This is a genomic window from Galbitalea soli (assembly GCF_010686725.1).
GTDB classification, from domain to species: domain Bacteria; phylum Actinomycetota; class Actinomycetes; order Actinomycetales; family Microbacteriaceae; genus Galbitalea; species Galbitalea soli.
This window is the reverse complement of sequence record NZ_JAAGWZ010000001.1, coordinates 431,056-452,732: the sequence shown is the minus strand read 5'-3', so window position 1 is coordinate 452,732 and position 21,677 is coordinate 431,056. Positions and strand designations below refer to the sequence as shown.

The following is a 21,677-nucleotide window of genomic DNA, read 5'->3' as shown; positions in this document are numbered from 1 at the left end:
GCCACACCGGTTGCAACGGGCAGAGAAAGAGGTAATCCATGTCTGACGTTCTGATCGACCGTCCCGAGCTCAGCAACCTCGGCCAGTACGAGTTCGGCTGGGCGGACTCCGACGTGGCAGGCGCCTCCGCTCGTCGTGGCATCAACGAGGACGTCGTCACCGACATCTCGCACCTCAAGAACGAACCCGAATCGATGCTCAAGAACAGGCTCAAGGGCCTGGCGCTGTTCCGCAAGAAGCCGATGCCCACGTGGGGCGCCGACCTCTCCGGCATCGATTTCGACAACATCAAGTACTTCGTTCGCTCGACCGAACGCCAGGCGCAGTCGTGGGAAGACCTCCCGGACGACATCCGCACCACCTACGAGAAGCTGGGGATCCCGGAGGCGGAGCGGCAGCGTCTCGTCGCGGGCGTCGCGGCTCAGTACGAGTCGGAGGTCGTGTTCCATTCGATCAACGCCGAGCTCGAGGCCAAGGGCGTGATCTTCATGGACACGGACACGGCGCTGCGCGAGCACCCCGAGTTCTTCGACGAGTACTTCGGTACGGTCATCCCCGCAGGCGACAACAAGTTCGCGGCCCTCAACACCGCGGTGTGGTCGGGAGGCTCGTTCGTCTACGTGCCGCCAGGCGTCCACGTCGAGATTCCGCTGCAGGCCTACTTCCGCATCAACACGGAGAACATGGGGCAGTTCGAGCGCACGCTCATCATCGCCGACGAGGGCTCGTACGTTCACTACATCGAGGGATGCACGGCTCCGATCTACAAGAGCGACTCCCTGCACTCGGCGGTCGTCGAGATCATCGTGAAGAAGAACGCCCGCGTGCGGTACACGACGATTCAGAACTGGTCGAACAACGTGTACAACCTCGTCACGAAGCGAGCGATCGCGCACGAGGGCGCCACGATGGAGTGGATCGATGGCAACATCGGCTCCAAGGTGACGATGAAGTACCCCTCGATCTACCTCGTCGGCGAACACGCCAAGGGTGAGACGCTCTCCGTCGCCTTCGCCGGCCCCGGCCAGCACCAGGATGCGGGCGCCAAGATGATCCACATGGCGCCGTACACGACATCATCGATCGTGTCGAAGTCGATCGCTCGCGGCGGCGGGCGCGCCGGCTACCGCGGGGAGGTGCGCGTCGATGAGAAGGCGCATCACGCCGCGAACACGGTGCGCTGCGACGCCCTCCTCGTCGACACCATCTCCCGTTCCGACACGTACCCGGCCATCGACATCCGAGTGGATGACGTGCAGCTGGGACACGAGGCGACGGTCTCCCGCGTGAGCGAGGAGCAGCTCTTCTACCTGATGTCGCGCGGGATGCCGGAGGACGAGGCCATGGCCATGATCGTGCGCGGCTTCATCGAGCCCATCGCCCGCGAACTCCCCATGGAGTACGCGCTCGAACTCAACAAGCTCATCGAGATGAGCATGGAAGGCAGCGTCGGATAGATGTCGGCCCCAGTGACCGAAGACACCACACTCCAGCACGGCGCGAAAGCACACAGCGACGGAGGATGGGCTCTCGTTCCCGTCCAGACCCGGTCGGAGCGCTTCTCCTCCGTCGACCCGGCGGAATTCCCCGAGGTGACCGGCTTCGAGTCGGAGTGGAAGCTCACTCCGCTCGTGTCGGTGCGCCCGCTGATCGACGGCCCTCTCGACGGCTCGCGCTACGAGTACCTCGCCTCCGACGCGTCGGGCGTCGAGGTCTCCTGGGTCGGGCGCGATGACGCCCGGGTCGGCGCGGCAGGAACCCCCGAGGAGAAGGCGTCGGCGCGCGCGTGGTCGAGTTCCGAAGCGGTGCTCGCGATCACCGTGTCGACGGAGACGCACGTCGAGGCGACCGTTACCCGCTCCGCTTTCGGTGATGCCGCACGTGCAGCCCACACCATCATCGAGGCGCGACCTAACAGCGTCGCGACCATCGTGCTTCAGAACACCGGCGCCGCGCTGCTCAGCGAGAACGTCGAGATCCTCGTCGGCGACGGTGCCCAGCTCACCGTCGTCACCGTGCAGGAGTGGGACGACGATGCGGTCCATCTGGCGAGTCACTTCGCGACCGTCGGTCGCGATGCCCGACTCCGCCACATCGTGGTATCGCTGGGTGGGTCGGTCGTGCGCGTGAATCCCTCCGCTCACCTGATCGCACCCGGTGCGGACGTCGAATTGTTCGGCCTCTACTTCGCCGATGCGGGTCAGCATCTCGAGCACCGGGTGTACGTCGAGCACGTCGCGGCCAACACCCGCAGTCGCGTCAACTACAAGGGTGCGTTGAACGGCAAGGGCGCCCACACCGTCTGGGTCGGCGATGTGCTGATCGGACCGAAGGCCGCCGGAACGGACAGCTACGAGCAGAACCGCAACCTCGTGTTGAGCGAGGGCACCCGTGCGGACTCCGTGCCGAACCTCGAGATCGAGACGGGTGACATCCTGGGCGCGGGCCACGCGAGCGCGACGGGACGATTCGACGACGAGCAGCTGTTCTACCTGCAGGCGCGGGGGATCACCGAGCGCGAGGCACGGCGCCTCGTGGTTCTGGGGTTCCTGAGCGAGATCGTGCAGAAGGTGGATGCCGGCGCCCTGCAGGACCGCCTGAAACTGGCGATCGAGAACGAGCTGCAGGGAGTCGACTCATGAGCAACGCGGTGCGGATCTGTGCACAAGACGAACTCGGTCAGGACGAGGCGTTGCGCGTCGACATCGGCGACGTCTCCATTGCCGTGGTGAAAGACTCGTCCGGCGCGGTTCACGCCATCGGCGACACCTGCACCCACGGCGACATCTCATTGTCGGAGGGCTTCGTCGAGGGAGACACCCTGGAGTGCTGGGCCCACGGCTCCAAGTTCTCGCTCGCCTCGGGCAAGCCACTCTCGCTGCCGGCCTACGAGCCGGTGCCCGTCTACCGCGTCACGATCGTCGACGGCGACGTGTACATCGACCCGACCGACATCATTCCGGTCTGAGACAAGGAACGTCCACACACTCATGTCAACACTCGTCATCTCCGACCTCCACGTCAGCGTGGAGACCGATCAGGGCACCAAGCAGATACTGAAGGGCGTCGACCTCACGATCGAGCAGGGTTCGATCCACGCCATCATGGGGCCGAACGGCTCGGGCAAGTCGACGCTCGCCTACACGATCGCCGGTCATCCCAAGTACCACGTCGAGAGTGGATCGATCACACTCGACGGCGCTCAGGTGCTCGACATGACGGTCGACGAACGCGCCCGCGCCGGACTCTTCCTCGCGATGCAGTACCCGGTCGAGATCCCCGGCGTCACCGTATCGAACTTCCTGCGCACCGCGAAAACCGCCCTCGACGGAGAGGCCCCCGCTCTGCGCGGCTGGGTCAAGGAGATCCGCGAGTCGATGGCCGCGCTGCGAATGGACAAGACATTCGCCGAGCGCAACGTCAACGAGGGGTTCTCTGGTGGCGAGAAGAAGCGCCACGAGATCCTCCAGCTCGAACTCCTCAAGCCGACGTTCGCGATTCTCGATGAGACCGACTCCGGCCTCGATGTGGACGCGCTGAAGATCGTCTCCGAGGGTGTCAACCGGGCGAAGGCGAACACCGGTCTCGGCGTGCTGCTCATCACCCACTACACGCGAATCCTGCGCTACATCAAGCCGGACTTCGTGCACGTCTTCGTCGATGGACGCGTCGCGGAGGAGGGTGGCCCCGAACTCGCCGAACGCCTCGAGAACGAGGGCTACGACCGCTTCCTGGCCGACGCGAGCGTAGGCTGACACCGTGGCAGTGGCATTGGAACCGGCTCTCTTCGACAAGGTCGAGGAGGGGCTCAAAGACGTCATGGATCCCGAGCTGGGCGTCAACGTCGTCGATCTCGGCCTCATCTACGACCTCTCCTGGGACGACGAGAACAACGCCCTGATCATCAGCATGACGCTCACCTCGGCGGGCTGCCCGCTCACCGATGTGATCGAGGAGCAGACCGCGCAGGCGCTCGACGGAATCGTCGACGCATTCCGTATCAACTGGGTCTGGATGCCGCCGTGGGGTCCCGAGAAGATCACGGATGACGGGCGCGACATGATGCGCGCCATCGGCTTCTCGATCTGACCGCCGGCTCGGTCGCGGCGTCGTTCGCTCGCGGCCACGCGGAGCATGACGGTTACGGCCGCGCATCCAGTCCCTGACTCCTCAGGAACCCTACGATCAGTCGGGCAGAACCGGTGGCGGTCCGTCGTGCCGCTGCCCCGAGGGCGGCGGGGCCACGAGAGGGTAGACGGTCGCGGGGCTTTCCGTGATCGCGGCAGGCTCGACGACGTCTTCCGCGGGTTCCGTCGGGGCGCTCGCCTCCTGGTGCGTCTCCGCCTCCGATCCGGGAGCGACCCAGTGCTCCGGGAGCCGCGGCGGGGGGAGGTGGCTCCACGGCAGTTCGGGAGCGCGAACGCCCGAGGGGTAGACGGGAGTGGCGTGCGGCACACCGCCGCCGGGCACCGCCTCCGTGCCAAGGACGTGACGGGGGCGCCGCAGGATCGCCTCGATCCGTGCACGGAGCTCGCGCGGGCGGAAGGGCTTGGTCACGAAGTCGTCCGCGCCAGCCTCGAGGCCCTGGATGGTGTCGACCTCTTCGCTCAGGGCAGTCAGCATGACGATGTAGGTGGTGGAGATCGCACGGATCTGCCGAGCCGCCTCGAAACCGTTCATTCCCGGCATGTTCACGTCGAGCGTCGTGACGAGGGGAGAATGACGCCGCACCGCCTCGAGCCCGTCCAGTCCGTTCGACGCCGTGTAGACCTCGAAGCCCCCCTGAGTCAGCACGGTCTGGAGGAGATTTCTGATGTCGGCGTCATCCTCGACGACGACGGCTACGCGGGATTCCGGATCGCTCGGCATGAGCCCCATGCTACCGGCGCCGGGGCATCGAACCCGGCACGCTCGCCCGCGCGCACGCCATTCCGAGTCGGCCCGGGCGAGACCCCGCTCAAAGAAAGTAGACTTCTCGGCTGACCCCACTTCCTTCTTCCTCCTTCGCCCGCGCCCCAAGAACTGGAATTCCCTGTGCTCTCTGTCCAAGGCCTCGAACTGCGTGTCGGTGCGCGCCTCCTCATGGACGACGTCACCTTTCGGGTCGATCGTGGTGACAAGATCGGGCTCGTCGGTCGGAACGGGGCGGGGAAGACCACGCTGACGAAGACCCTGGCGGGGGAATTGCTGCCCGCCGGAGGAACGATCGATCGCAGCGGTGAGATCGGGTACCTCCCGCAGGACCCGCGCTCGGGCAACCCGACGGATCTCGCCCGCACCCGCATCCTCGACGCGCGCGGACTCGGACAGCTCCTGCTCGGAATGGAGCAGGCGACCATGGAGATGGCGAGTCCCGATGCCGCGGTCAGCGCGGCCGCCATGAAGAGGTACGGAACGCTCGAGGAGCGCTTCACCGCCCTCGGCGGATACGCGGCGGAAGCCGAAGCCGCGTCCATCGCGAGCAATCTCAGCCTGCCCGATCGCATCCTGGACCAGCCTCTCTCCACGCTGTCGGGCGGACAGCGTCGCCGGATCGAGCTCGCGCGGATCCTCTTCAGCGGCGCCGACACGATGCTCCTCGACGAGCCCACGAACCACCTCGACGCCGATTCCGTCGTGTGGCTCCGCGACTTCCTCAAGAACTTCTCGGGCGGCCTGATCGTGATCACCCACGACGAGGAGCTCGTCGCGGAGACCGTCAATAAGGTCTTCTACCTTGACGCGAATCGACAGACGATCGACCAGTACAACATGGGCTGGAAGAACTACCACCGCCAGCGCGCCGCCGACGAGGAGCGACGCAAGAAGGAGCGCGCGAACGCGGAGAAGAAGGCCGGCGTCTTGCAGATGCAGGCGGCCAAGTTCGGTGCAAAGGCGTCGAAGGCCGCCGCCGCCCACCAGATGGTCGCTCGAGCGGAGAAGCTGTTGGCCGGCCTGGATGACGTGCGCGCGAGCGATCGCGTCGCCAAGCTGCGCTTTCCGGAACCCGTCGCCTGTGGCCGCACGCCCCTGATGGCCTCCAACCTCAGCAAGAGCTACGGTTCGCTCGAGATCTTCACCGCCGTCGACCTCGCGATCGACCGGGGGTCGAAGGTGGTGGTGCTGGGCTTCAACGGCGCGGGGAAGACGACGCTTCTCCGTATCCTCGCCGGCGTGGACGCACCCGATACGGGCGCTGTCGAACCCGGTCACGGGCTCCGTATCGGCTACTACGCGCAGGAGCACGAGACGATCGACGTTCGACGATCCGTGCTCGAGAACATGGTCTCCTCGTCACCGCACATCACCGAGATGGAGGCACGCCGGGTTCTCGGCTCATTCCTCTTCACGGGCGATGACTCGCACAAACTCGCGGGTGTTCTGTCGGGAGGCGAGAAGACACGGCTTGCCCTCGCGATGATCGTGGTCTCGGGCGCCAACGTGCTGCTGCTGGACGAACCCACGAACAACCTGGACCCCGCCAGCCGGGAGGAGATCCTGGGCGCACTGGCCGGCTACTCCGGTGCGGTGGTACTCGTCAGCCACGATGAGGGAGCCGTCGAGGCACTCAACCCGGAGCGAGTGCTCATTCTGCCGGATGGCGTCGAGGACCACTGGAACAAGGACTACGCGGAGCTCGTCAGCCTCGACTGATAGCCCCGACGCCGGATCGACAGCGTCGGTCAGCGGGCATCGACGATGGAGTCCTCGATCTCCGCGTCGCTGGGCGCCTTCTGCCGCGCCTTGCGCTCCCGTCGCGCGGCCCGCTCGCGCTCCTCGGGGTCGGTCGCGTTGCGAACTCGGTATTCCTGTCGCAGCGCCCACCACAACCCGAAGAACCCGAACGCCGCGAACAGCAACCATTGGAACGCGTAGGACAGGAACGGCCCCGAGTCGATGACCGGCTTCGGAGCCGCGAGGGGACGTGTCGCCGGCGCCGGCGACTCGCTCACCAAGAGGCCGTAGGCGCCCGTGTACACCGTGCCACTGATGCCTCTTGCTGCGGTGGGCAGGTTGATCTCCGGGATCTGACCCGCGGGCGCGGTGCGGCCCGGCAGCACGCTCTCGTTGGCCTGCAGGCGAACGACCACGGTCACGCGGCCGCCCGGCGGAGCGGGAACGACGTCGGGAGCATCCTGCTTGGTGCCGATCGGCACCCACCCCCGGTCGACGAAGAAGACGGTACCCGCCGTCGTGCGCAACGGAACCAGGACGTCGAATCCGGGATTGCTGCCGAGTGAGCGGTTCCGCACGAGCAGCTGACGCGAGTCGAGGTACTCGCCGGTGACGCTGACACGCCGCCAGGCGTCGGCCGGATCGAACGACCGGGGATCGGGGAGCAGTGCGGTGAGCGCCCGCGGGGGAGCGGCGTAGTTGCTCGTCACCAGGCGATTCTGGGCGACGGTCTCGTTGTTGCGACCGATCTGCCAGCGCGACAGGAAGACACAGGCGATGGCGAAGACGACGGCCATCACCAGATACCCGATCCATCGGCGCTCCAGCGCGAATCTCCACTTGTTCACTGCGGTCCTCCGGGGCTCATGCCCTCGGCGTCGGGCAGGCGCTCGACGGGGGCCCCCGCCGGAGTGACCGCCACGGGAAACCCGCGGGATTCGAGGAAGCCGGCGAGATACTGCCGGTGGTCGTCGCAGGCCAGCCACACCTTGACCCGCTCGGGACCGTGGATGCGCGGGTTGCGCCAGCACACCGCCCACACGGCATCCTCGTCGCAGCCCGCGCGGGAACAGCGCGGCGAGCCGTCGCCGAACGACCCGATCACTCGATGGGGCCCGTCGGACCGGTCGGGGGAGTTGGGCGCACCGGAACGATGGCACCCGGTCGCACGACGACCGCGCGCCCCGCCGACGACACGGTGTTGGCCAGCACCACTGCGATGTAGGGCAGGATGACCGCCCCCGCGATCGGCAGCAGCAGCCACCACCCCTTCACGAAGAAACAGAGCACGACGCACACCACCCGGACTGCCATGGCGACGCTGTATTTGATCATCCGCGTGCGTCGCTCGTCATTGGGCGAGGGCGGAAGCGAGGTGACCGATTGGGAGGCTGATTTCTTCATTGGTGGGCTAAGCCTACGTCGCCAATCTGCGCATTAGGCTTGTGAGCCATGACTACACAGCGCACCGTTCTCGTGACCGGCGGTAACAGAGGCATCGGCTACGCGATCGCGCGGGAATTCCTCGCGGCGGGGCACCGGGTCGCCGTCACCGCGCGCTCTGGCGAGGGACCGGAGGGCAGCCTCACGGTGCGCGCGGACGTCACCGACGCGGCCTCGCTCGACGCCGCGTTCACCGAGGTGGAGGCCGCCCTCGGTCCCGTCGAGGTCGTGGTGGCGAACGCGGGTATGACCCGCGACACCCTCTTGCTGCGCATGACCGAGGAGGACTTCACCTCCGTCATCGACACGAATCTCAGTGGGGCCTTCCGCGTGGTGAAGCGCGCCTCCAAGAACATGCTCAAGGCGCGCTTCGGTCGGATCATCCTCGTCTCCAGCGTCGTCGGCCTCTATGGTTCGGCCGGACAGGTCAACTACGCCGCCTCCAAGAGCGGCCTTGTGGGCCTCGCCCGATCGGTGACGCGCGAACTCGGCGGACGAGGGATCACGGCGAACGTCGTCGCCCCCGGTTTCATCGAGACCGACATGACCGCGGCCCTCCCCGAGCAGCAGCAGGCCGACTACAAGAAGTCGATCCCGGCCGGGCGTTTCGCCACGGCGGACGAGGTCGCCAAGGTGATCACCTGGCTCGCGGGTGACGACGCCGGGTACATCTCTGGAGCGATCATCCCGGTCGACGGCGGCCTCGGGATGGGGCACTGATCGCGCGAGACCCTTATGGGTGCGTCAGCCGCGGAGGCCCAGCAGTGGCAGCAGCTGGCTGAGGTCCCGCCGGTCGAGGATCACGTGCGCCTCGTCGCGCACGGGAGCCTTCGCGTCGAATCCCACGGCGAGGCCGGTGATCGCCATCATCTGCAGATCGTTCGCTCCGTCGCCGACCGCGACCGTCTGCCGAAGCGGCACCCCGAAGTCGTGCGCCCACTCGGTGAGCGTCTCCGCCTTCGCCGCCGCGTGGATGATCGGCCCCACGAGCCCGCCCGTGAGCCGCCCATCGCGCACCTCCAGGCGGTTGGCCCGCACGTAGTCGAGGCCGAGACCAGCGGCCACGGGATCGACGATCTCGTGGAAGCCGCCGGAGACGACACCCACGCGCCCGCCGGCCGCGTGGACGGCGTCGACCATCTCCGCGACCCCGGTGGTGACCACCACGCGGGAGCGAACGGTCTCGAACACCGACTCGGGCAATCCAGCGAGTGTCGCGACGCGCTCCCGAAGGCTCTGCTCGAAGTCGAGTTCGCCGTTCATAGCACGGAATGTGATCTCAGCAACCCGGTCGAGTGACCCCGCCTCCGCGGCGAGAAGCTCGATCACCTCGTTCTCGATGAGCGTCGAGTCGACGTCGAGCACCACCAGGAATCGGGGCATGCGGGTGGGCCTTCCGTGACGACGAGCTACGAGACGTGTACTCCCTTGCCCACGACCGTGATGCCGGAGTCGGTCACCGTGAACCCGCGCGCACGGTCGGCTTCGGGATCGACACCGACGGATGCGCCTTCGGCGATCACGACTTCCTTGTCAAGAATAGCCCTGCGCACGGTCGCGTTCGGCGAGATGTGAACCCTCTCAAACACCACGGAGTCGACGACCGTCGCACCGGATTCGACGACGCACCAGGAACCGAGCACGCTCCGCTCCAAGTGCCCACCCGAGATCAGGGTGCCGAGGGACACGATCGAGTCGATCGTCGTGCCGAGGTTGCCCTTGGCGTCACGGACGAACTTCGCCGGCGGCGAGTTGAGCTGCTGGCTGAAGATCGGCCACTCGCGGTTGTACAGATTGAAGATCGGCAGCGCCGAGATCAGGTCCTGATGGGCATCGAAGAAGGAGTCGATCGTGCCCACGTCCCGCCAGTAGAAGCGGTCGCGCTCCGTGGAGCCGGGGACCTCGTTGCGATTGAGGTCGTACACGGCCGCCTCGCCCCGCGACACGAAGTCGGGAACGATGTCGCCGCCCATGTCGTGGTTGGACTCGGGGTTGTCGCCATCGCGGATGACCGCATCCATCAGGATGTTCGCGTCGAAGATGTAGTTGCCCATCGAGGCGAGCACCTCACCGGGTGAGTCGGCCAGGCCGGTCGCGTTCTTCGGCTTCTCGTGGAACGCCGCAATGCGCGTCGGGTCTTTCTTATCCAGTTCGATGACCCCGAACTGGTCGGCGAGCGCGATCGGCTGGCGGATCGCCGCGACCGTGACACCGGCACCCGCCGCGATGTGCGCGTCGATCATCTGCGCGAAGTCCATGCGGTAGACGTGATCGGCACCGACCACGACGACGATGTCGGGCTTCTCGTCGCGCAGGAGGTTGAGGCTCTGGAGGATCGCGTCGGCCGAGCCGCTGAACCAGCGCTTTCCCAGCCGCTGCTGCGCGGGAACGGAGGCGACGTAGGAGCTCGTGATCCCGTCGAGCCGCCAGGTCTGCGAGACGTGGCGGTCGAGGCTGTGGGACTTGTACTGCGTCAGGACGACGATCTGCCGCAGACCCGAGTTGATGAGGTTGCTCAACGCGAAGTCGATGAGGCGGTAACCGCCCCCGAATGGGACTGCGGGCTTCGCCCGGTCGGCGGTCAGAGGCATCAGCCGCTTTCCTTCTCCACCAGCCAGCACGATGCCGAATATCTTCTTTGACGCCATGGGTTCAGAGTAGGACACGGGGAGTCGCTGTACTAGCGTCTATCGCATGCGAGTCGATCTGATTACCCGTGAGTATCCGCCGGAGATCTACGGCGGGGCCGGTGTGCACGTCACCGAACTCGTCAAAGCTCTCCGCAGCCATGACACGGAGGTGCGCGTCCGCGCCTTCGGCAAGCAACGCGATGAGGAGGGAGTCGATTCCTACCTCGTTCCGCCCGAGCTCACGGGGGCCAACCCCGCGCTCGCGACCCTCGGCGTCGACCTGCAGATGGCGCGCGACGTGGAGGGTGCCGACGTCGTCCACTCCCACACCTGGTACGCGAACGCGGCGGGCCATGTCGCGGGTCTGCTGCACGGTATCCCGCACGTCGTGACGGCGCACAGCCTCGAACCGCTTCGCCCCTGGAAGGCGGAGCAACTGGGCGGCGGCTACCGCCTCTCGAGCTGGATCGAGTCGACGGCGTTCGCGGGCGCAGCGAAGGTCATCGCCGTGAGCGACGGCATGCGCCGTGACATCCTGCGGTCGTACCCCTTCCTCGACGAGGCGAAGGTCGAGGTGGTCTACAACGGAATCGACCTCGAGCACTGGAAGCCGCTCGCTGACGACGCACTCGTGCGGTCCCTCGGGATCGATCCCGACCGTCCCTCCGTCGTGTTCGTCGGCCGGATCACCCGCCAGAAGGGTCTGCCGTATCTGCTGCGGGCGGCCGCCCTGCTGCCGCCGGAGGTTCAGCTCGTCCTCGCCGCGGGGGCCCCCGACACCCCGGAGATCCTCGACGAGGTTCGTGCGGGCGTCACCGCGCTCCAATCTGAGCGCACCGGGGTCGTGTGGATCGACCGGATGCTCAGCCAGACGGAGTTGTCGGCCATCCTGACCGCCGCCACCACCTTCGTCTGCCCGTCGATCTACGAACCGCTCGGCATCGTGAACCTCGAGGCGATGGCCTGTGGGGCGGCCGTCGTCGGAACCGCGACGGGAGGTATCCCCGAGGTCGTCGAGGACGGCGTGACCGGTCGGCTCGTGCCGATCGACCAGCTGTCGGACGGCACGGGAACACCCGTCGATCCCGACCGCTTCGTCGCCGATCTGGCCGCCGCACTCACCGAGGTCGTCGCGGATCCCGCGGCCGCGAAGCGAATGGGCGAGGCGGGGCGGCGGCGGGCCGAAACTCACTTCAGTTGGGACACCATCGCGCTGCGCACGCAGTCGATCTACGCCTCACTGGTCTGACACCCCGACTGACCTAAGCTGGGATGATCATGGCCAGTGTCCTCGAGTTCACCGACGTCTCCATCATTCGTGACCACACCACGATCCTCGACTCGCTGTCGTGGACCGTGGACAGTGCCGAACGGTGGGTGATCCTGGGGCCGAACGGCGCGGGCAAGACCACCCTGCTGCAGATCGCGGCCGCGATGATCCACCCGAGCGCGGGGACCGCGCGTCTGCTCGACGCGACACTCGGTTCGGTCGACGTGTTCGAGTTGCGGCCGCGAATCGGTTTCGCCTCCTCAGCGATGGGGCGTCGGATCCCCGCCGACGAGACGGTGCTCAATGTGGTGCTCACCGCCGCCTACTCGGTGACGGGACGATGGAACGAGGAGTACGAGGACGTCGACATCCGTCGCGCCGAGCGCGTGCTCGCGGAGTGGAAGCTCTCGCATCTCGCCCAGCGACGCTTCGGCGGACTCAGCGACGGCGAGCAGAAGCGCGTGCAGATCGCCCGGTCGGTCATGACCGACCCGGAGCTCCTGCTGCTCGACGAGCCGGCCGCGAGCCTGGATCTGGGATCTCGCGAAGAGCTGCTGCAGTTGCTGGGCGGCTACGCGAGCGCTCCCGAGGCTCCCGCCATCGTGATGGTGACGCACCACGTGGAGGAGATCCCGCCGGGATTCACCCACGCACTGCTGCTCGCGGGGGGCACCGTTCAGGCGGCCGGTCCCATCGCCGAGGTGCTGACGGCGGATCACCTGGGTCGCACCTTCGGGCTCGCTCTCGAGGTGCGCCACGAGGATGGTCGCTTCACCGCTCGCGCTTCCTGATTGGAGAGCGCGCATCCCGTCTGGTAAGCTGACTAGTCGGCCAGCGCTTCAGATCGTTTCGAGCCGCTCTTTTTGCGCCACCCACAGTCTCATCCACTCACCTCACTCATTCACAAGGATCCGCCATGAAGTCTGACATCCACCCCGAGTACGCGCCCATCGTGTTCCGCGACCTCGCCTCCGGTGAGACCTTCCTGACTCGCTCAACGGCGACCAGCTCGAAGACCATCGAACTCGACGGCGAGACCTACCCCGTGATCGACGTCGAGATTTCCTCGGCCTCGCACCCCTTCTACACCGGCAAGCAGCGCATCCTCGACTCCGCGGGTCGCGTGGAGAAGTTCAACTCGCGCTACAAGGGCTTCGGCAAGTAGAGCAGCGGCTCACCAGAGCACCAGGTTCGGCCGAAGGGGCGATCGACGCGATGTCGGTGGCCCCTTCGCCGTTTCATCCCCGAGAGAGTGAGTTCCCATGGCCGCCGATGAACCCGTGATCGAGATCCACATTCCTCTCGTGCCCGGAGTCGGGGTGCCCGTCGACGAGTATCAGTTCCCCTGGATCTTCGAGGTCGAGGGGTATCTCACCGACCTCGAGGAGGAGGGCGACCTCGAGGTCGTCGGTGACGGTGACGAGCTCGATGACGAGTACGTGTTCTACATCGGGGGAGCGACGGAGGCCCATCTGGTCGCCGTCGCGGCGCGGGTCGCGGCGCTGCCCAGCGTTCCGGCCGGCGCCTACGGCATCCTCACGACCGAGGACGCACCCGCCGGAACCGGCACGCGAGTCGACCTCGACGGCTGATGCCAGAACGGCACGCGTGCGGGCTCGTCGGTCAGCGCACCGGCCAGAGCCCGGAGGTGCTGAAGTCCGGATTGTGCGTGCGTCTCATGTACGCCTCGAAATCGGCCGCCTGCTCGGCGCACCAGTCCACCTGACGGCTGTGCAGCACCCCGGGCTCGATGGCGAGTTGCGCCGGGTACCGGCGCGCCATCGCCTGCGCGACGCGGCCCGCCGCAATCGCATCGGCGCCCGCGTCGTGGGCGTCCGTCAGCTCGACGCCGTACACCTCCGCCGCCACCTCCAGGGTGCGCTTGCCGCGGCGATATTTGTCGACGACCCGGTCGAGCACGAGTGGATCGATGACGGGAGCGGGCGCATCGAGCGGAGGAATCCCATATCGCAGGGCCTCATGCCGGAGCAGGCTGAGGTCGTAGGGGGCGTTGTAGATCGTGATCGCGATTCCGCGCTCCAGGAGCGTTCGCAGAGCGCTCACGATCTCGGCCACCACCTCGGGGGCGGAACGGCCCTCCGCACGCGCCCGCTCGGTGGTGATCCCGTGCACCGACGACGCCTGCTCGGGGATCTCGACCCCCGGATCGGCCAGCCAGTCCTGCCGCTCCACGACCGCACCCGACGCGTCGATGAGCCCGACGTGCGCTGACACGATACGACTGGTGGACACGTCGATGCCGGTCGTCTCGAGGTCGAAAACGCCGAGCAGATCGAACCACGAGCTTGTCATGGCACCACCCTAACCGGCACGTGCGACAGTCGTCGCGCGCCGTGGCCGGGGCCGGTCATCCCTCGCTCAGGAGCGCAGCGCCGAGAAGCCCGTCTCGCCGATGTGCAGCCAGTAGAAACTCTGGGTGCCGAGGGTCAGCGTGAGGCGGCCGTCGTCGCCGACACTCGGGAACTGCCCGCCGCCGAACAGGTCGTACAGGGGCGAGCCCGCGAAGTCGGCGGCCTCGATCGTGACCGAGATCGGATTGTGGGCGAAGCTGAAGACGCACAGGATGCGCTCACCCGCGTCGCCGAACTGGGTGCCGGATCCCGCGTACTCGCGCACGAAGGCGAGCACGGACTCGTGGTTCGTCGAGAGCACCGTGAGGGAGCCGAGCCCGAAGGTGGGGTGGGCCTTGCGCACGTGGATGACGTTGCGCACCCAGTGCAGCAGCGACCGTGACTGAGCGAGCTGCGACTCGACGTTGACCAGGTTGTAGTTGTAGACGAGCGACTGCACCACGGGCAGGTACAGCTTGCCGGGATCGGCGCTCGAGAACCCGGCATTGCGGTCAGGATTCCACTGCATGGGGGTTCGAGAACTGTCGCGGTCGGGCAACCAGATATTGTCGCCCATGCCGATCTCGTCGCCGTAATACAGGAACGGGCTGCCCTTCAGCGCGAAGAGGAGGGCGTGGGCCAGTTCGAGCTCCGCCCGCGAGTTGTCGAGCAGGGGAGCGAGGCGACGGCGGATTCCCACGTTCGACCGCATTCGGGGATCGTAGGCGTACCAGCCGTACATCGCCTGCCGGTACTCCTCGCTCACCATCTCCAGCGTGAGCTCATCATGATTGCGCAGGAAGACGCCCCAGCCGGCTCCGGGTGGAACGTCGGTGGACTCCGAAAGGATGCGAATGAGTTCGCCCGCCTGCTGGGCGCGCAGGGAGTAGTAGATACGCGGCATCACGGGGAAGTCGAAGGCCATGTGGCACTCCGGCTCCTCCTCGGTGCCGAAGAAGGAAACGACCTCCTGAGGCCACTGGTTGGCCTCCGCGATGAGCACCCGCCCCGGGTAGTCGCGGTCGACGAGCGCCCGCAGCTCGCGGATGAAGGCGTGGGTCTCGGGCTCGCCCTCGCCGTTGCCGTCCTCGCTCTCGAACAGATAGGGAATCGCATCGAGCCGGATGCCGTCCACCCCCATGTCGAGCCAGAACCGCACGATGTTCATGACCTCTTCGCGCACCGCCGCGTTCTCGAAATTGAGATCGGGCTGGTGGGAGAAGAATCGGTGGAAGAAGAACTGGCGGCGCACCGGGTCGAAGGTCCAGTTGGACTCCTCGGTGTCGACGAAGATGATGCGGATGTTCTCGTACTTCTCGTCGGTCTCGCTCCACACGTAGTAATCGCCGTACGGGCCGTCGGGATCCGACCGCGACTGCTGGAACCACTCGTGAGCATCGGAGGTGTGGTTGAGCGGATAGTCGATGACGATGCGCATATTGCGCTCGTGCGCCTTCGTGACGAGCTCGCGGAACTCCTCCACGGTTCCGAACTCGGGCAGGATCGTGCGGAAGTCGGAGACGTCGTACCCGCCGTCGCGCAGCGGGGACTGGTAGATCGGCGGGAGCCAGAGCGCGTCGACGCCGAGCCACTGCAGGTAGTCGAGGCGCGAGATGAGTCCGCTGAGATCGCCCGAGCCGTCGCCGTTGCTGTCGACATAGCTGCGCACCATCACCTCGTAGAAGACGGCGCGACGGTACCACTCCGGGTCGAGGGCGAGTCCTGGCAGCTGGATGGGCGCGGTGAAGGTCACCGATCGAGTCTATGGCCCGGAGTGCAAGCGGTTACAGCCCCACGAGCCGCATAGAATTTCAGAAATGGTTCCCCCCTCGCCGTACGCCCACCAACTCGCCGAGCTCCCGGTGCAGGAGCGGACGGCGGCTGTCCTCGGCAGCGACACGCATTACTGGGTGTACGGTCCCGACGACGCCGCGACCACGATCGTCGTGGTCCACGGCTTCCGCGGCGAACACCACGGACTGGAGCCGGTGGTGGCACAACTGCGCGGCATCCGCGTGATCGCGCCGGACCTCCCCGGGTTCGGGCACTCGACGCCGATGCCGGGCCGCCGCCACGACATCGAGGCGTACGCGGCCTGGTTGCGGGCGTTCGTCGCGGCGACCGCGAACGAGGGGGCGGTCATCCTCGGTCACTCCTTCGGCTCGATCGTCGTCGCGCACGCCGTCGCCGCGGGGATGACCCCTCCGCGCGTCATCCTGGTGAATCCGATCGCGGCGAATGCCCTCACCGGACCCAAGGCCGTGCTGACCCGGCTCACGGTCTTCTACTACTGGCTCTCCACCAAACTGCCCGAGCGGATCGGTCGAGCGTTCATGGGGTCACGAGCGATCGTGCGCGTCATGAGCGAGATCATGGCGGAGACGGGGGACCGGCAGCTGCGGCGTTGGATCCACGGTCAGCACCACCGCTACTTCAGCGCGTTCAGCGACCTGCACACCGTGCTCGCCGCGTTCGACGCCTCCGTGTCAGCGGACGTCGGACAGGTGGCCGCGTCGCTCACGATGCCCACGCTCCTCATCGCCGCCGACAAAGACCCGATCACCTCGGTGCCCGCCCTGCGTGCCCTCCACACGGCGATCCCCACCTCGGAGTTGCACATCATTCCCGGCGTCGGGCACCTGATCCACTATGAGAAGCCACGCGAGGCGGCGGCGTTCATCGTCGACTTCCTCGGCGTCGGTCGACTGGGCGAAGCGCCGGCGTGAGAATCCTCTTCGACTGCCGCTACACGCGCTTCGAGCGCCACGACGGTGTCTCGCGCTTCACCGCGGGTCTCGTCACCGCCCTCGCGAAGCAGCACCCCGTCACCATGCTCATCTCCGACGAGCGGCAGCTCGCCCTGCTGCCGGACCTGCCCTGGGTGATGGGCCCCGATCCGGCCGCCCTCACGGAGCCGTTCGCCGCCCGCTACGTGAACCGATTCCGCCCGGACGTGGTCTACACGCCCATGCAGACGATGGGACCGTGGGGTCGCCGGTTCGGTCTGGTGACCACGGTGCACGACCTGATCTATTACAGCAATCGAACCCCTCCTCGCGAGTTCCCCTGGTGGGTGCGTCTCGCGTGGCGCATCTACCACCTGTCGTGGGCGCCGCAACGCGGTCTGCTGAAGCGGTCGGATGCTCATGCCACCGTCTCGCGCACCACGCGGTCGCTCATGGAGCAGCACCGCCTCACCACCCACCCGATCACGGTCGTGAGCAACGCAGTGGATGCGGTGGGGGAGCCGCGCGCGGCGGCGGGCGGCCGCGACCTCCTGTACATGGGCTCGTTCATGCCGTACAAGAACGTCGAGCTGCTCGCCCGCGCGATGCATCAGCTGCCCGGCTACACCCTCCACCTCCTGAGCAGAGCCAGCGACGATGCTCGCACGCGGCTCACCGCCCTCGCGCCGGCAGGCTCGCTCGTCTTTCACGGCGGAGTCACCGACGCCGAGTACGAGTCGTTGCTCGCGCGGTCGATGGCCCTGGTCTCCGCCTCCCTCAACGAGGGCTTCGGGCTGCCGCTCGTGGAAGCGATGGCGACGGGGACGCCGGTCGTCGTGAGCGACATCGACATCTTCCGCGAAATCGGCGGCGATGCCGCCGTGCTGTTCGATCCGCACTCCGCCGAATCGTTCGCCGAGGCGGTGCACCGCCTGGATGACCCGGAGGAGTGGAGACGCAGATCCCGCCTATCGGTGGAGCGGGCGGCGGACTTCAGCTGGGACCGCTCCGCGGCGGCACTCCTCGACGTGCTCCGCGAGGTGCATCTGGGGCGGGGCGGTTCACCCGACTGAGCGGTCATCCCGGCGGACGGGCCCGGGCGCCGGGTCGGGCGCGCGACGCTCAGTGCGCGGTGGTGTCCTCGCGCCGCTCGATCGCGTTCTGGAGGTCGAGCGCACCCGTGGCGGTCTCCGCGGCGAGGGCGTCGAGCGGGTCGTTGAACTCGACGAGCCGGAACTCGCCCTCGGTCATCCGCACGCTGTGGATGGAGCCGTTGGCGATGGGACCGTGGTTCACGTCGGGCGTCAGGTGGTTGAGAACCGCCCGGATCACGCCGCCGTGCGTGACGACGACGATCGCCTCACCGGGGTGTGCCGCCGCCAACTCGGTGAGGGCGGGGAGGGCGCGCTCGACGACCTCCTCGTGGCTCTCGCGGCCGGGAACATCGCCCGCGTAGATCGCGTCGACCTCGTGGAAGCCGAGCCCCTCCGCCTCGCCGTAGTTGCGCTCCGCGATCGCGTCGATGATTCCCGGCGCAGGGAGGGCGATCTGTGCGGCGATGATCTCGGCGGTCTCGCGGGCGCGAGACAGCGGGCTCGCGTAGATGCCGTCCCACTCGCGCGTCGCGAGGAGCCTGCCCGTCGCGAGCGCCTGTGCGCGACCCGTGTCGTTGAGCGGGATGTCGGTGCGGCCCTGGATGCGGCGCGCCGCGTTCCAATCGGTCTCGCCGTGGCGGACCAGGTAGAGCGACGTCATCCGCCCATCCTAGGCGGGCGCGTCACTCCAGAAGTCGGTCGCGCAGGGCGACGAGCGTCTCGGTCGCACCGGCGTCGATCTTGAGCGTCGCCCGGGCGTCGCCCTTGGTGATGCCGCGATTGATGATGATGACGGGGAGGCGGCGGCGGGTCGCGTGATCGAGGAGGCGGATGCCGGAATTGACGACGAGGGAGGAGCCCGCGATCACGAGCACCTCCGCCTGCTGGACCAGCGCGCTCGCCTCGATGAACTTCTCTTTCGGAATGAACTCCCCGAAGAACACGATGTCCGGCTTAAGCGTCCCGTCACACACGGAACAGCCGGGGAGCTGGAAGCTGGAGGGGTCGGCGATCTCGACATCGCCGTCCGGCCCGAGGGGCACGGTACCCGGATCGGCCAGCCACGCATTCAATTCCACGATGCGTGCGGCGATATCGGTGCGCGAGTACAGCTGACCGCAGTGCAGACAGCGCACGCGGTCCATCGAGCCGTGGAGGTCGACGACCCGTTGCGAGCCGGCGCGCAGGTGCAGACCGTCGACGTTCTGCGTCACGATGCCGTTCACCACGCCGGCGAGCTCCAGGTCGGCGAGCGCGCGGTGCCCGTCGTTGGGCTGCGCCGCGGTGAACCGCTGCCACCCGAGTTGGCTTCCCGCCCAGTATCGCTTGCGGTAGTCGAGGTCGTCGAGGAACTGGGCGAAGGTCATCGGGTTCCGCACGGGGGCACCCTCACCCCGGTAGTCAGGGATGCCGGAGTCGGTGCTGATGCCGGCGCCGGTCAGCACGGCGATGCGCCGGCCACGGAGGATCTCAAGCGCGGAGTCCAGTAGCTCCTGCGTCGTGTACGCGGCGTCGCTGCCGTCGGAGCCCTCGGCGGTGCCAGGGCGCAGGATCGCGGGGCGTACCGGCATGCTGCCCCTTTCGACCGACTGCTTCCCTCCAAGGATAAAGCGTCGAGTTTTCGGATATGTTTCCGGATGCTGGCAGCATCGGGCGCGAGCAGGATTCCCGTAAGGGGTACCACGTGCACATCGTGAGAGTCGACGATCCCGAAGATGCCGCCCTCCGCGACTATCTGAGCCTCACCGACGTCGTGCTGCGCCGGGTCTCAGAGCCCGCGGGCGGTCTCTACATCGCCGAATCCACGAAAGTGATCTCGCGGGCGATCGCCGCGGGGCATCGCCCGCGCTCGGTCCTCACTCTCGAGAAGTGGCTTCCCGAGCTCGCGCCGGTGCTCGACGGCGTCGATCTGCCCGTCTACGTGGGCGAGGCGGCGCTCCTCGAGCACCTGACCGGATTCCACATGCACCGTGGAGCACTCGCCTCGATGCACCGGCCACCTCTGGCGAGTGTGGCCGACACGGTGCGGGATGCCCGGCGCGTGATCATCCTCGAAGACATCGTCGACCACACGAACGTGGGCGCCATCTTCCGCTCGGTCGCGGGGCTGGGCGCCGACGCGGTCCTCATCTCGCCGCGCTGTGCGGACCCCTTATATCGGCGCAGCGTGCGGGTCAGCATGGGCACCGTGCTGCAGGTGCCGTGGACACGGCTCCCCGAGTGGCCGGACGCGGCCCGCGAGCTGCACGAGCTCGGGTTCCACCTCGCCGCGCTCGCCCTCGACGACGCAGCGGTCGCCCTCGACGACTTCGCCGCGGCGGCGCCCGAGCGTGTCGCCCTCATCCTCGGTACCGAGGGCGATGGGCTCAGTCGCTCCGCGCTCGGGATCGCCGACTCGATCGTGACCATCCCGATGCTGCACGGGGTGGACTCCCTGAACGTCGCCTCGGCGAGCGCCGTCGCCCTCTACGCGCTCACGCGCCCAGCAGCCGGTTCCAGACGCTGAGCTCGAACGCGGCCTGACGCGCTTGCGCGGGGTCGCCCTGGGCCAGGTACCAGGAGACATTGAGCCCGGTGCGGGCCCGGCTCCAGCGGGCCACACGCTCGGGCGCGCACCCCGCCGCGCGACAGGCGCGCTCCAGATGGGCGCGGATCGTCGCAACCGGGTCGTGCGACTCGAAGGGATGCCCGAGCTGCGCGATCAGCGGCCAGAGATCGTACGCGGGGTCGCCGAGCAGGGGCTTGGGGTCGATGGCGAGGAGGCCGCCGCTCTCGGCGTGCTCCAGCAGGTTGCCGGGGTTGAAGTCGCCGTGCAACAGAGCCGCGGGGGCCGGCTCCCGCTCGAGCAGAGTCAGCTCGTCGATGGCCGCCTCGACGGAATTCTCCACGCCCAGGGCTCGCAGCGCCGCGACCTGCCCGGCCCACCGGCCACGAGCGGCGCGCACGTACTCGTCCATCGCCCCGGCGAGCGTGGGGATGCCCGGCGGCGGTGCGCACGCGACCACGCGGGCATGCAGCGCACCCGCTCGTTCGAGCCCGCCGTCGATGTCGGAGCTGCGGCTGAGCGGTGTGCCGGGAACGACCCGCTCCAGCAGGAGCGACCACGTCCACGGGTCCTGATCGAGCACGCGCGGTGCGATCGGCGCCATCGCCTCGAGCCCGACCGCCTCGAAGCGCGCCTCGCGGTGCGGGTAGCCGACTTTGAGCACGGCGGGACTGCCGTCCTCGCGCGTGACCGCGAGCGCGGCGGCGGAGGCACCGCCGATGTAGGCCGCTCCGGCGGTGAGGCGCCAGCGGTGCACCATCGTGACCACGATCTCGGGGGCCGCGCTCGCCCAGTGGTCGACCGTCCCCGCCGCCTCGGCCACGCTCGACTCGAAGGGCACCCATTGCACACCCCCACCCTAGGCAACAAGCGGGTGTGGAACGCGACACCGCCGACCCCTTGACACCGTCTTGTAAGATTGGGGCATCCTGCGCGGGGGAGCGCGGGCTATTTCGGGGGAAAT

25 protein-coding genes are annotated in these 21,677 nt (G+C 67.5%); 14 read left to right on the top strand and 11 right to left on the bottom strand.

Going from position 1 to position 21,677, the window contains the following annotated elements; translation table 11 throughout:
• The first annotated feature begins 38 nt into the window (after positions 1-38).
• Genes sufB through G3T37_RS02115 form a run of 5 tightly spaced genes read left to right on the top strand, consistent with a single transcriptional unit; the run spans position 39 to position 4,089 of the window.
• Positions 39-1,457 carry a Fe-S cluster assembly protein SufB gene (sufB, locus tag G3T37_RS02135; protein ID WP_163471827.1) on the top strand — a complete coding sequence of 473 codons (1,419 nt, stop codon included), beginning with the start codon at positions 39-41 and terminating at the stop codon, positions 1,455-1,457.
• Positions 1,458-2,642 carry a Fe-S cluster assembly protein SufD gene (sufD, locus tag G3T37_RS02130; RefSeq protein WP_163471826.1) on the top strand — a complete coding sequence of 395 codons (1,185 nt, stop codon included), beginning with the start codon at positions 1,458-1,460 and terminating at the stop codon, positions 2,640-2,642. It begins immediately after the preceding gene.
• Positions 2,639-2,968 (top strand): non-heme iron oxygenase ferredoxin subunit, encoded by a 330-nt coding sequence (locus G3T37_RS02125; protein WP_163471825.1) that lies wholly within the window; start codon positions 2,639-2,641, stop codon positions 2,966-2,968. Before sufD ends, G3T37_RS02125 begins: the two co-directional genes overlap by 4 nt.
• Positions 2,969-2,990: 22 nt before the next feature.
• Positions 2,991-3,755 carry a Fe-S cluster assembly ATPase SufC gene (gene sufC, locus G3T37_RS02120; RefSeq protein WP_163471824.1) on the top strand — a complete coding sequence of 255 codons (765 nt, stop codon included), beginning with the start codon at positions 2,991-2,993 and terminating at the stop codon, positions 3,753-3,755.
• A 4-nt stretch (positions 3,756-3,759) separates the two neighbouring features.
• Positions 3,760-4,089 (top strand): iron-sulfur cluster assembly protein, encoded by a 330-nt coding sequence (locus G3T37_RS02115; protein ID WP_163471823.1) that lies wholly within the window; start codon positions 3,760-3,762, stop codon positions 4,087-4,089.
• Between the two features lie 96 nt (positions 4,090-4,185).
• Here the strand turns inward: G3T37_RS02115 and G3T37_RS15245 are convergent, their stop codons facing one another.
• On the bottom strand, positions 4,186-4,869 hold the full coding sequence (locus G3T37_RS15245) for a response regulator (RefSeq protein WP_163471822.1): 684 nt from the start codon (positions 4,867-4,869) through the stop codon (positions 4,186-4,188).
• 165 nt (positions 4,870-5,034) lie between these two features.
• Here G3T37_RS15245 and G3T37_RS02105 point away from each other — a divergent pair, with 165 nt between their 5' ends.
• Positions 5,035-6,633 carry an ATP-binding cassette domain-containing protein gene (locus G3T37_RS02105; RefSeq protein WP_163471821.1) on the top strand — a complete coding sequence of 533 codons (1,599 nt, stop codon included), beginning with the start codon at positions 5,035-5,037 and terminating at the stop codon, positions 6,631-6,633.
• A 29-nt stretch (positions 6,634-6,662) separates the two neighbouring features.
• Here the strand turns inward: G3T37_RS02105 and G3T37_RS02100 are convergent, their stop codons facing one another.
• The 3 genes from G3T37_RS02100 to G3T37_RS02090 are packed head-to-tail and all read right to left on the bottom strand — an operon-like array spanning position 6,663 to position 8,058.
• Positions 6,663-7,502: an SURF1 family cytochrome oxidase biogenesis protein gene (locus G3T37_RS02100; protein WP_163471820.1), complete on the bottom strand. Its 840-nt coding sequence runs from the start codon at positions 7,500-7,502 to the stop codon at positions 6,663-6,665.
• Positions 7,499-7,759 carry a hypothetical protein gene (locus G3T37_RS02095; RefSeq protein ID WP_163471819.1) on the bottom strand — a complete coding sequence of 87 codons (261 nt, stop codon included), beginning with the start codon at positions 7,757-7,759 and terminating at the stop codon, positions 7,499-7,501. Before G3T37_RS02095 ends, G3T37_RS02100 begins: the two co-directional genes overlap by 4 nt.
• Positions 7,756-8,058 carry a DUF3099 domain-containing protein gene (locus G3T37_RS02090; RefSeq protein ID WP_163471818.1) on the bottom strand — a complete coding sequence of 101 codons (303 nt, stop codon included), beginning with the start codon at positions 8,056-8,058 and terminating at the stop codon, positions 7,756-7,758. Before G3T37_RS02090 ends, G3T37_RS02095 begins: the two co-directional genes overlap by 4 nt.
• 48 nt (positions 8,059-8,106) lie before the next feature.
• Between G3T37_RS02090 and fabG the strand changes: the two genes are divergently transcribed.
• Positions 8,107-8,817, top strand: a complete 711-nt coding sequence (fabG, locus tag G3T37_RS02085) for a 3-oxoacyl-ACP reductase FabG (RefSeq protein ID WP_163471817.1) — start codon at positions 8,107-8,109, stop codon at positions 8,815-8,817.
• A 24-nt stretch (positions 8,818-8,841) separates the two neighbouring features.
• Here fabG and serB read toward each other — a convergent pair whose 3' ends face one another.
• Positions 8,842-9,480, bottom strand: a complete 639-nt coding sequence (gene serB, locus G3T37_RS02080; RefSeq protein WP_163471816.1) for a phosphoserine phosphatase SerB — start codon at positions 9,478-9,480, stop codon at positions 8,842-8,844.
• Positions 9,481-9,506: 26 nt separating this feature from the next.
• Positions 9,507-10,745 carry a glucose-1-phosphate adenylyltransferase gene (locus tag G3T37_RS02075; protein ID WP_163471815.1) on the bottom strand — a complete coding sequence of 413 codons (1,239 nt, stop codon included), beginning with the start codon at positions 10,743-10,745 and terminating at the stop codon, positions 9,507-9,509.
• A gap of 46 nt (positions 10,746-10,791) precedes the next feature.
• Here G3T37_RS02075 and glgA point away from each other — a divergent pair, with 46 nt between their 5' ends.
• The 4 genes from glgA to G3T37_RS02055 all read left to right on the top strand — a co-directional run bounded on the left by glgA (position 10,792) and on the right by G3T37_RS02055 (position 13,589).
• Positions 10,792-11,976 (top strand): glycogen synthase, encoded by a 1,185-nt coding sequence (glgA, locus tag G3T37_RS02070; RefSeq protein ID WP_163471814.1) that lies wholly within the window; start codon positions 10,792-10,794, stop codon positions 11,974-11,976.
• Positions 11,977-12,005: 29 nt separating this feature from the next.
• A complete protein-coding gene (locus tag G3T37_RS02065; protein ID WP_163471813.1) occupies positions 12,006-12,788 on the top strand; it encodes an ABC transporter ATP-binding protein in 783 nt (260 codons plus the stop codon).
• Positions 12,789-12,913: 125 nt separating this feature from the next.
• Positions 12,914-13,162 (top strand): type B 50S ribosomal protein L31, encoded by a 249-nt coding sequence (locus G3T37_RS02060; protein WP_163471812.1) that lies wholly within the window; start codon positions 12,914-12,916, stop codon positions 13,160-13,162.
• Between the two features lie 97 nt (positions 13,163-13,259).
• Complete coding sequence (locus tag G3T37_RS02055) at positions 13,260-13,589, top strand: hypothetical protein (protein ID WP_163471811.1); 330 nt, start codon at positions 13,260-13,262, stop codon at positions 13,587-13,589.
• Positions 13,590-13,620: 31 nt separating this feature from the next.
• Here G3T37_RS02055 and G3T37_RS02050 read toward each other — a convergent pair whose 3' ends face one another.
• A complete protein-coding gene (locus tag G3T37_RS02050; protein ID WP_163471810.1) occupies positions 13,621-14,310 on the bottom strand; it encodes an exonuclease domain-containing protein in 690 nt (229 codons plus the stop codon).
• 66 nt (positions 14,311-14,376) lie between these two features.
• A complete protein-coding gene (gene treS / locus G3T37_RS02045) occupies positions 14,377-16,101 on the bottom strand; it encodes a maltose alpha-D-glucosyltransferase (protein ID WP_163471809.1) in 1,725 nt (574 codons plus the stop codon).
• A gap of 64 nt (positions 16,102-16,165) precedes the next feature.
• On the opposite strand from treS, the gene G3T37_RS02040 reads away from it, so the two are divergent.
• Complete coding sequence (locus G3T37_RS02040) at positions 16,166-17,074, top strand: alpha/beta fold hydrolase (RefSeq protein WP_163471808.1); 909 nt, start codon at positions 16,166-16,168, stop codon at positions 17,072-17,074.
• Positions 17,071-18,147 (top strand): glycosyltransferase, encoded by a 1,077-nt coding sequence (locus tag G3T37_RS02035; RefSeq protein WP_163471807.1) that lies wholly within the window; start codon positions 17,071-17,073, stop codon positions 18,145-18,147. The genes G3T37_RS02040 and G3T37_RS02035 overlap by 4 nt, the downstream gene beginning before the upstream one ends.
• 49 nt (positions 18,148-18,196) lie before the next feature.
• On the opposite strand, the gene G3T37_RS02030 is transcribed toward G3T37_RS02035, so the two are convergent.
• Positions 18,197-18,829, bottom strand: a complete 633-nt coding sequence (locus tag G3T37_RS02030; RefSeq protein WP_163471806.1) for a histidine phosphatase family protein — start codon at positions 18,827-18,829, stop codon at positions 18,197-18,199.
• Between the two features lie 22 nt (positions 18,830-18,851).
• On the bottom strand, positions 18,852-19,739 hold the full coding sequence (locus G3T37_RS02025; protein WP_163471805.1) for a Sir2 family NAD-dependent protein deacetylase: 888 nt from the start codon (positions 19,737-19,739) through the stop codon (positions 18,852-18,854).
• A 113-nt stretch (positions 19,740-19,852) separates the two neighbouring features.
• Between G3T37_RS02025 and G3T37_RS02020 the strand changes: the two genes are divergently transcribed.
• On the top strand, positions 19,853-20,674 hold the full coding sequence (locus tag G3T37_RS02020; RefSeq protein ID WP_163472550.1) for a TrmH family RNA methyltransferase: 822 nt from the start codon (positions 19,853-19,855) through the stop codon (positions 20,672-20,674).
• On the opposite strand, the gene G3T37_RS02015 is transcribed toward G3T37_RS02020, so the two are convergent.
• The gene (locus G3T37_RS02015; protein ID WP_163471804.1) at positions 20,643-21,563 is read right to left on the bottom strand and encodes an aminoglycoside phosphotransferase family protein; all 921 of its coding nucleotides are present in this window, start codon (positions 21,561-21,563) and stop codon (positions 20,643-20,645) included. The genes G3T37_RS02020 and G3T37_RS02015 overlap by 32 nt on opposite strands.
• Positions 21,564-21,677: the final 114 nt, after the last annotated feature.

What these genes read in the sequence shown, in the direction of transcription:
- sufC (WP_163471824.1), top strand. Translation starts at nt 2,991, where the DNA reads ATGTCAACACTCGTCATCTCCGACCTCCACGTCAGCGTGGAGACCGAT.
- sufB (WP_163471827.1), top strand. Translation starts at nt 39, where the DNA reads ATGTCTGACGTTCTGATCGACCGTCCCGAGCTCAGCAACCTCGGCCAG.
- sufD (WP_163471826.1), top strand. Translation starts at nt 1,458, where the DNA reads ATGTCGGCCCCAGTGACCGAAGACACCACACTCCAGCACGGCGCGAAA.
- G3T37_RS02050 (WP_163471810.1), bottom strand. Translation starts at nt 14,310, where the DNA reads ATGACAAGCTCGTGGTTCGATCTGCTCGGCGTTTTCGACCTCGAGACG.
- G3T37_RS02055 (WP_163471811.1), top strand. Translation starts at nt 13,260, where the DNA reads ATGGCCGCCGATGAACCCGTGATCGAGATCCACATTCCTCTCGTGCCC.
- G3T37_RS02125 (WP_163471825.1), top strand. Translation starts at nt 2,639, where the DNA reads ATGAGCAACGCGGTGCGGATCTGTGCACAAGACGAACTCGGTCAGGAC.
- glgA (WP_163471814.1), top strand. Translation starts at nt 10,792, where the DNA reads ATGCGAGTCGATCTGATTACCCGTGAGTATCCGCCGGAGATCTACGGC.
- G3T37_RS02030 (WP_163471806.1), bottom strand. Translation starts at nt 18,829, where the DNA reads ATGACGTCGCTCTACCTGGTCCGCCACGGCGAGACCGATTGGAACGCG.
- G3T37_RS02060 (WP_163471812.1), top strand. Translation starts at nt 12,914, where the DNA reads ATGAAGTCTGACATCCACCCCGAGTACGCGCCCATCGTGTTCCGCGAC.
- fabG (WP_163471817.1), top strand. Translation starts at nt 8,107, where the DNA reads ATGACTACACAGCGCACCGTTCTCGTGACCGGCGGTAACAGAGGCATC.
- G3T37_RS02075 (WP_163471815.1), bottom strand. Translation starts at nt 10,745, where the DNA reads ATGGCGTCAAAGAAGATATTCGGCATCGTGCTGGCTGGTGGAGAAGGA.
- G3T37_RS15245 (WP_163471822.1), bottom strand. Translation starts at nt 4,869, where the DNA reads ATGCCGAGCGATCCGGAATCCCGCGTAGCCGTCGTCGTCGAGGATGAC.
- G3T37_RS02065 (WP_163471813.1), top strand. Translation starts at nt 12,006, where the DNA reads ATGGCCAGTGTCCTCGAGTTCACCGACGTCTCCATCATTCGTGACCAC.
- serB (WP_163471816.1), bottom strand. Translation starts at nt 9,480, where the DNA reads ATGCCCCGATTCCTGGTGGTGCTCGACGTCGACTCGACGCTCATCGAG.
- G3T37_RS02090 (WP_163471818.1), bottom strand. Translation starts at nt 8,058, where the DNA reads ATGAAGAAATCAGCCTCCCAATCGGTCACCTCGCTTCCGCCCTCGCCC.
- G3T37_RS02040 (WP_163471808.1), top strand. Translation starts at nt 16,166, where the DNA reads ATGGTTCCCCCCTCGCCGTACGCCCACCAACTCGCCGAGCTCCCGGTG.
- G3T37_RS02025 (WP_163471805.1), bottom strand. Translation starts at nt 19,739, where the DNA reads ATGCCGGTACGCCCCGCGATCCTGCGCCCTGGCACCGCCGAGGGCTCC.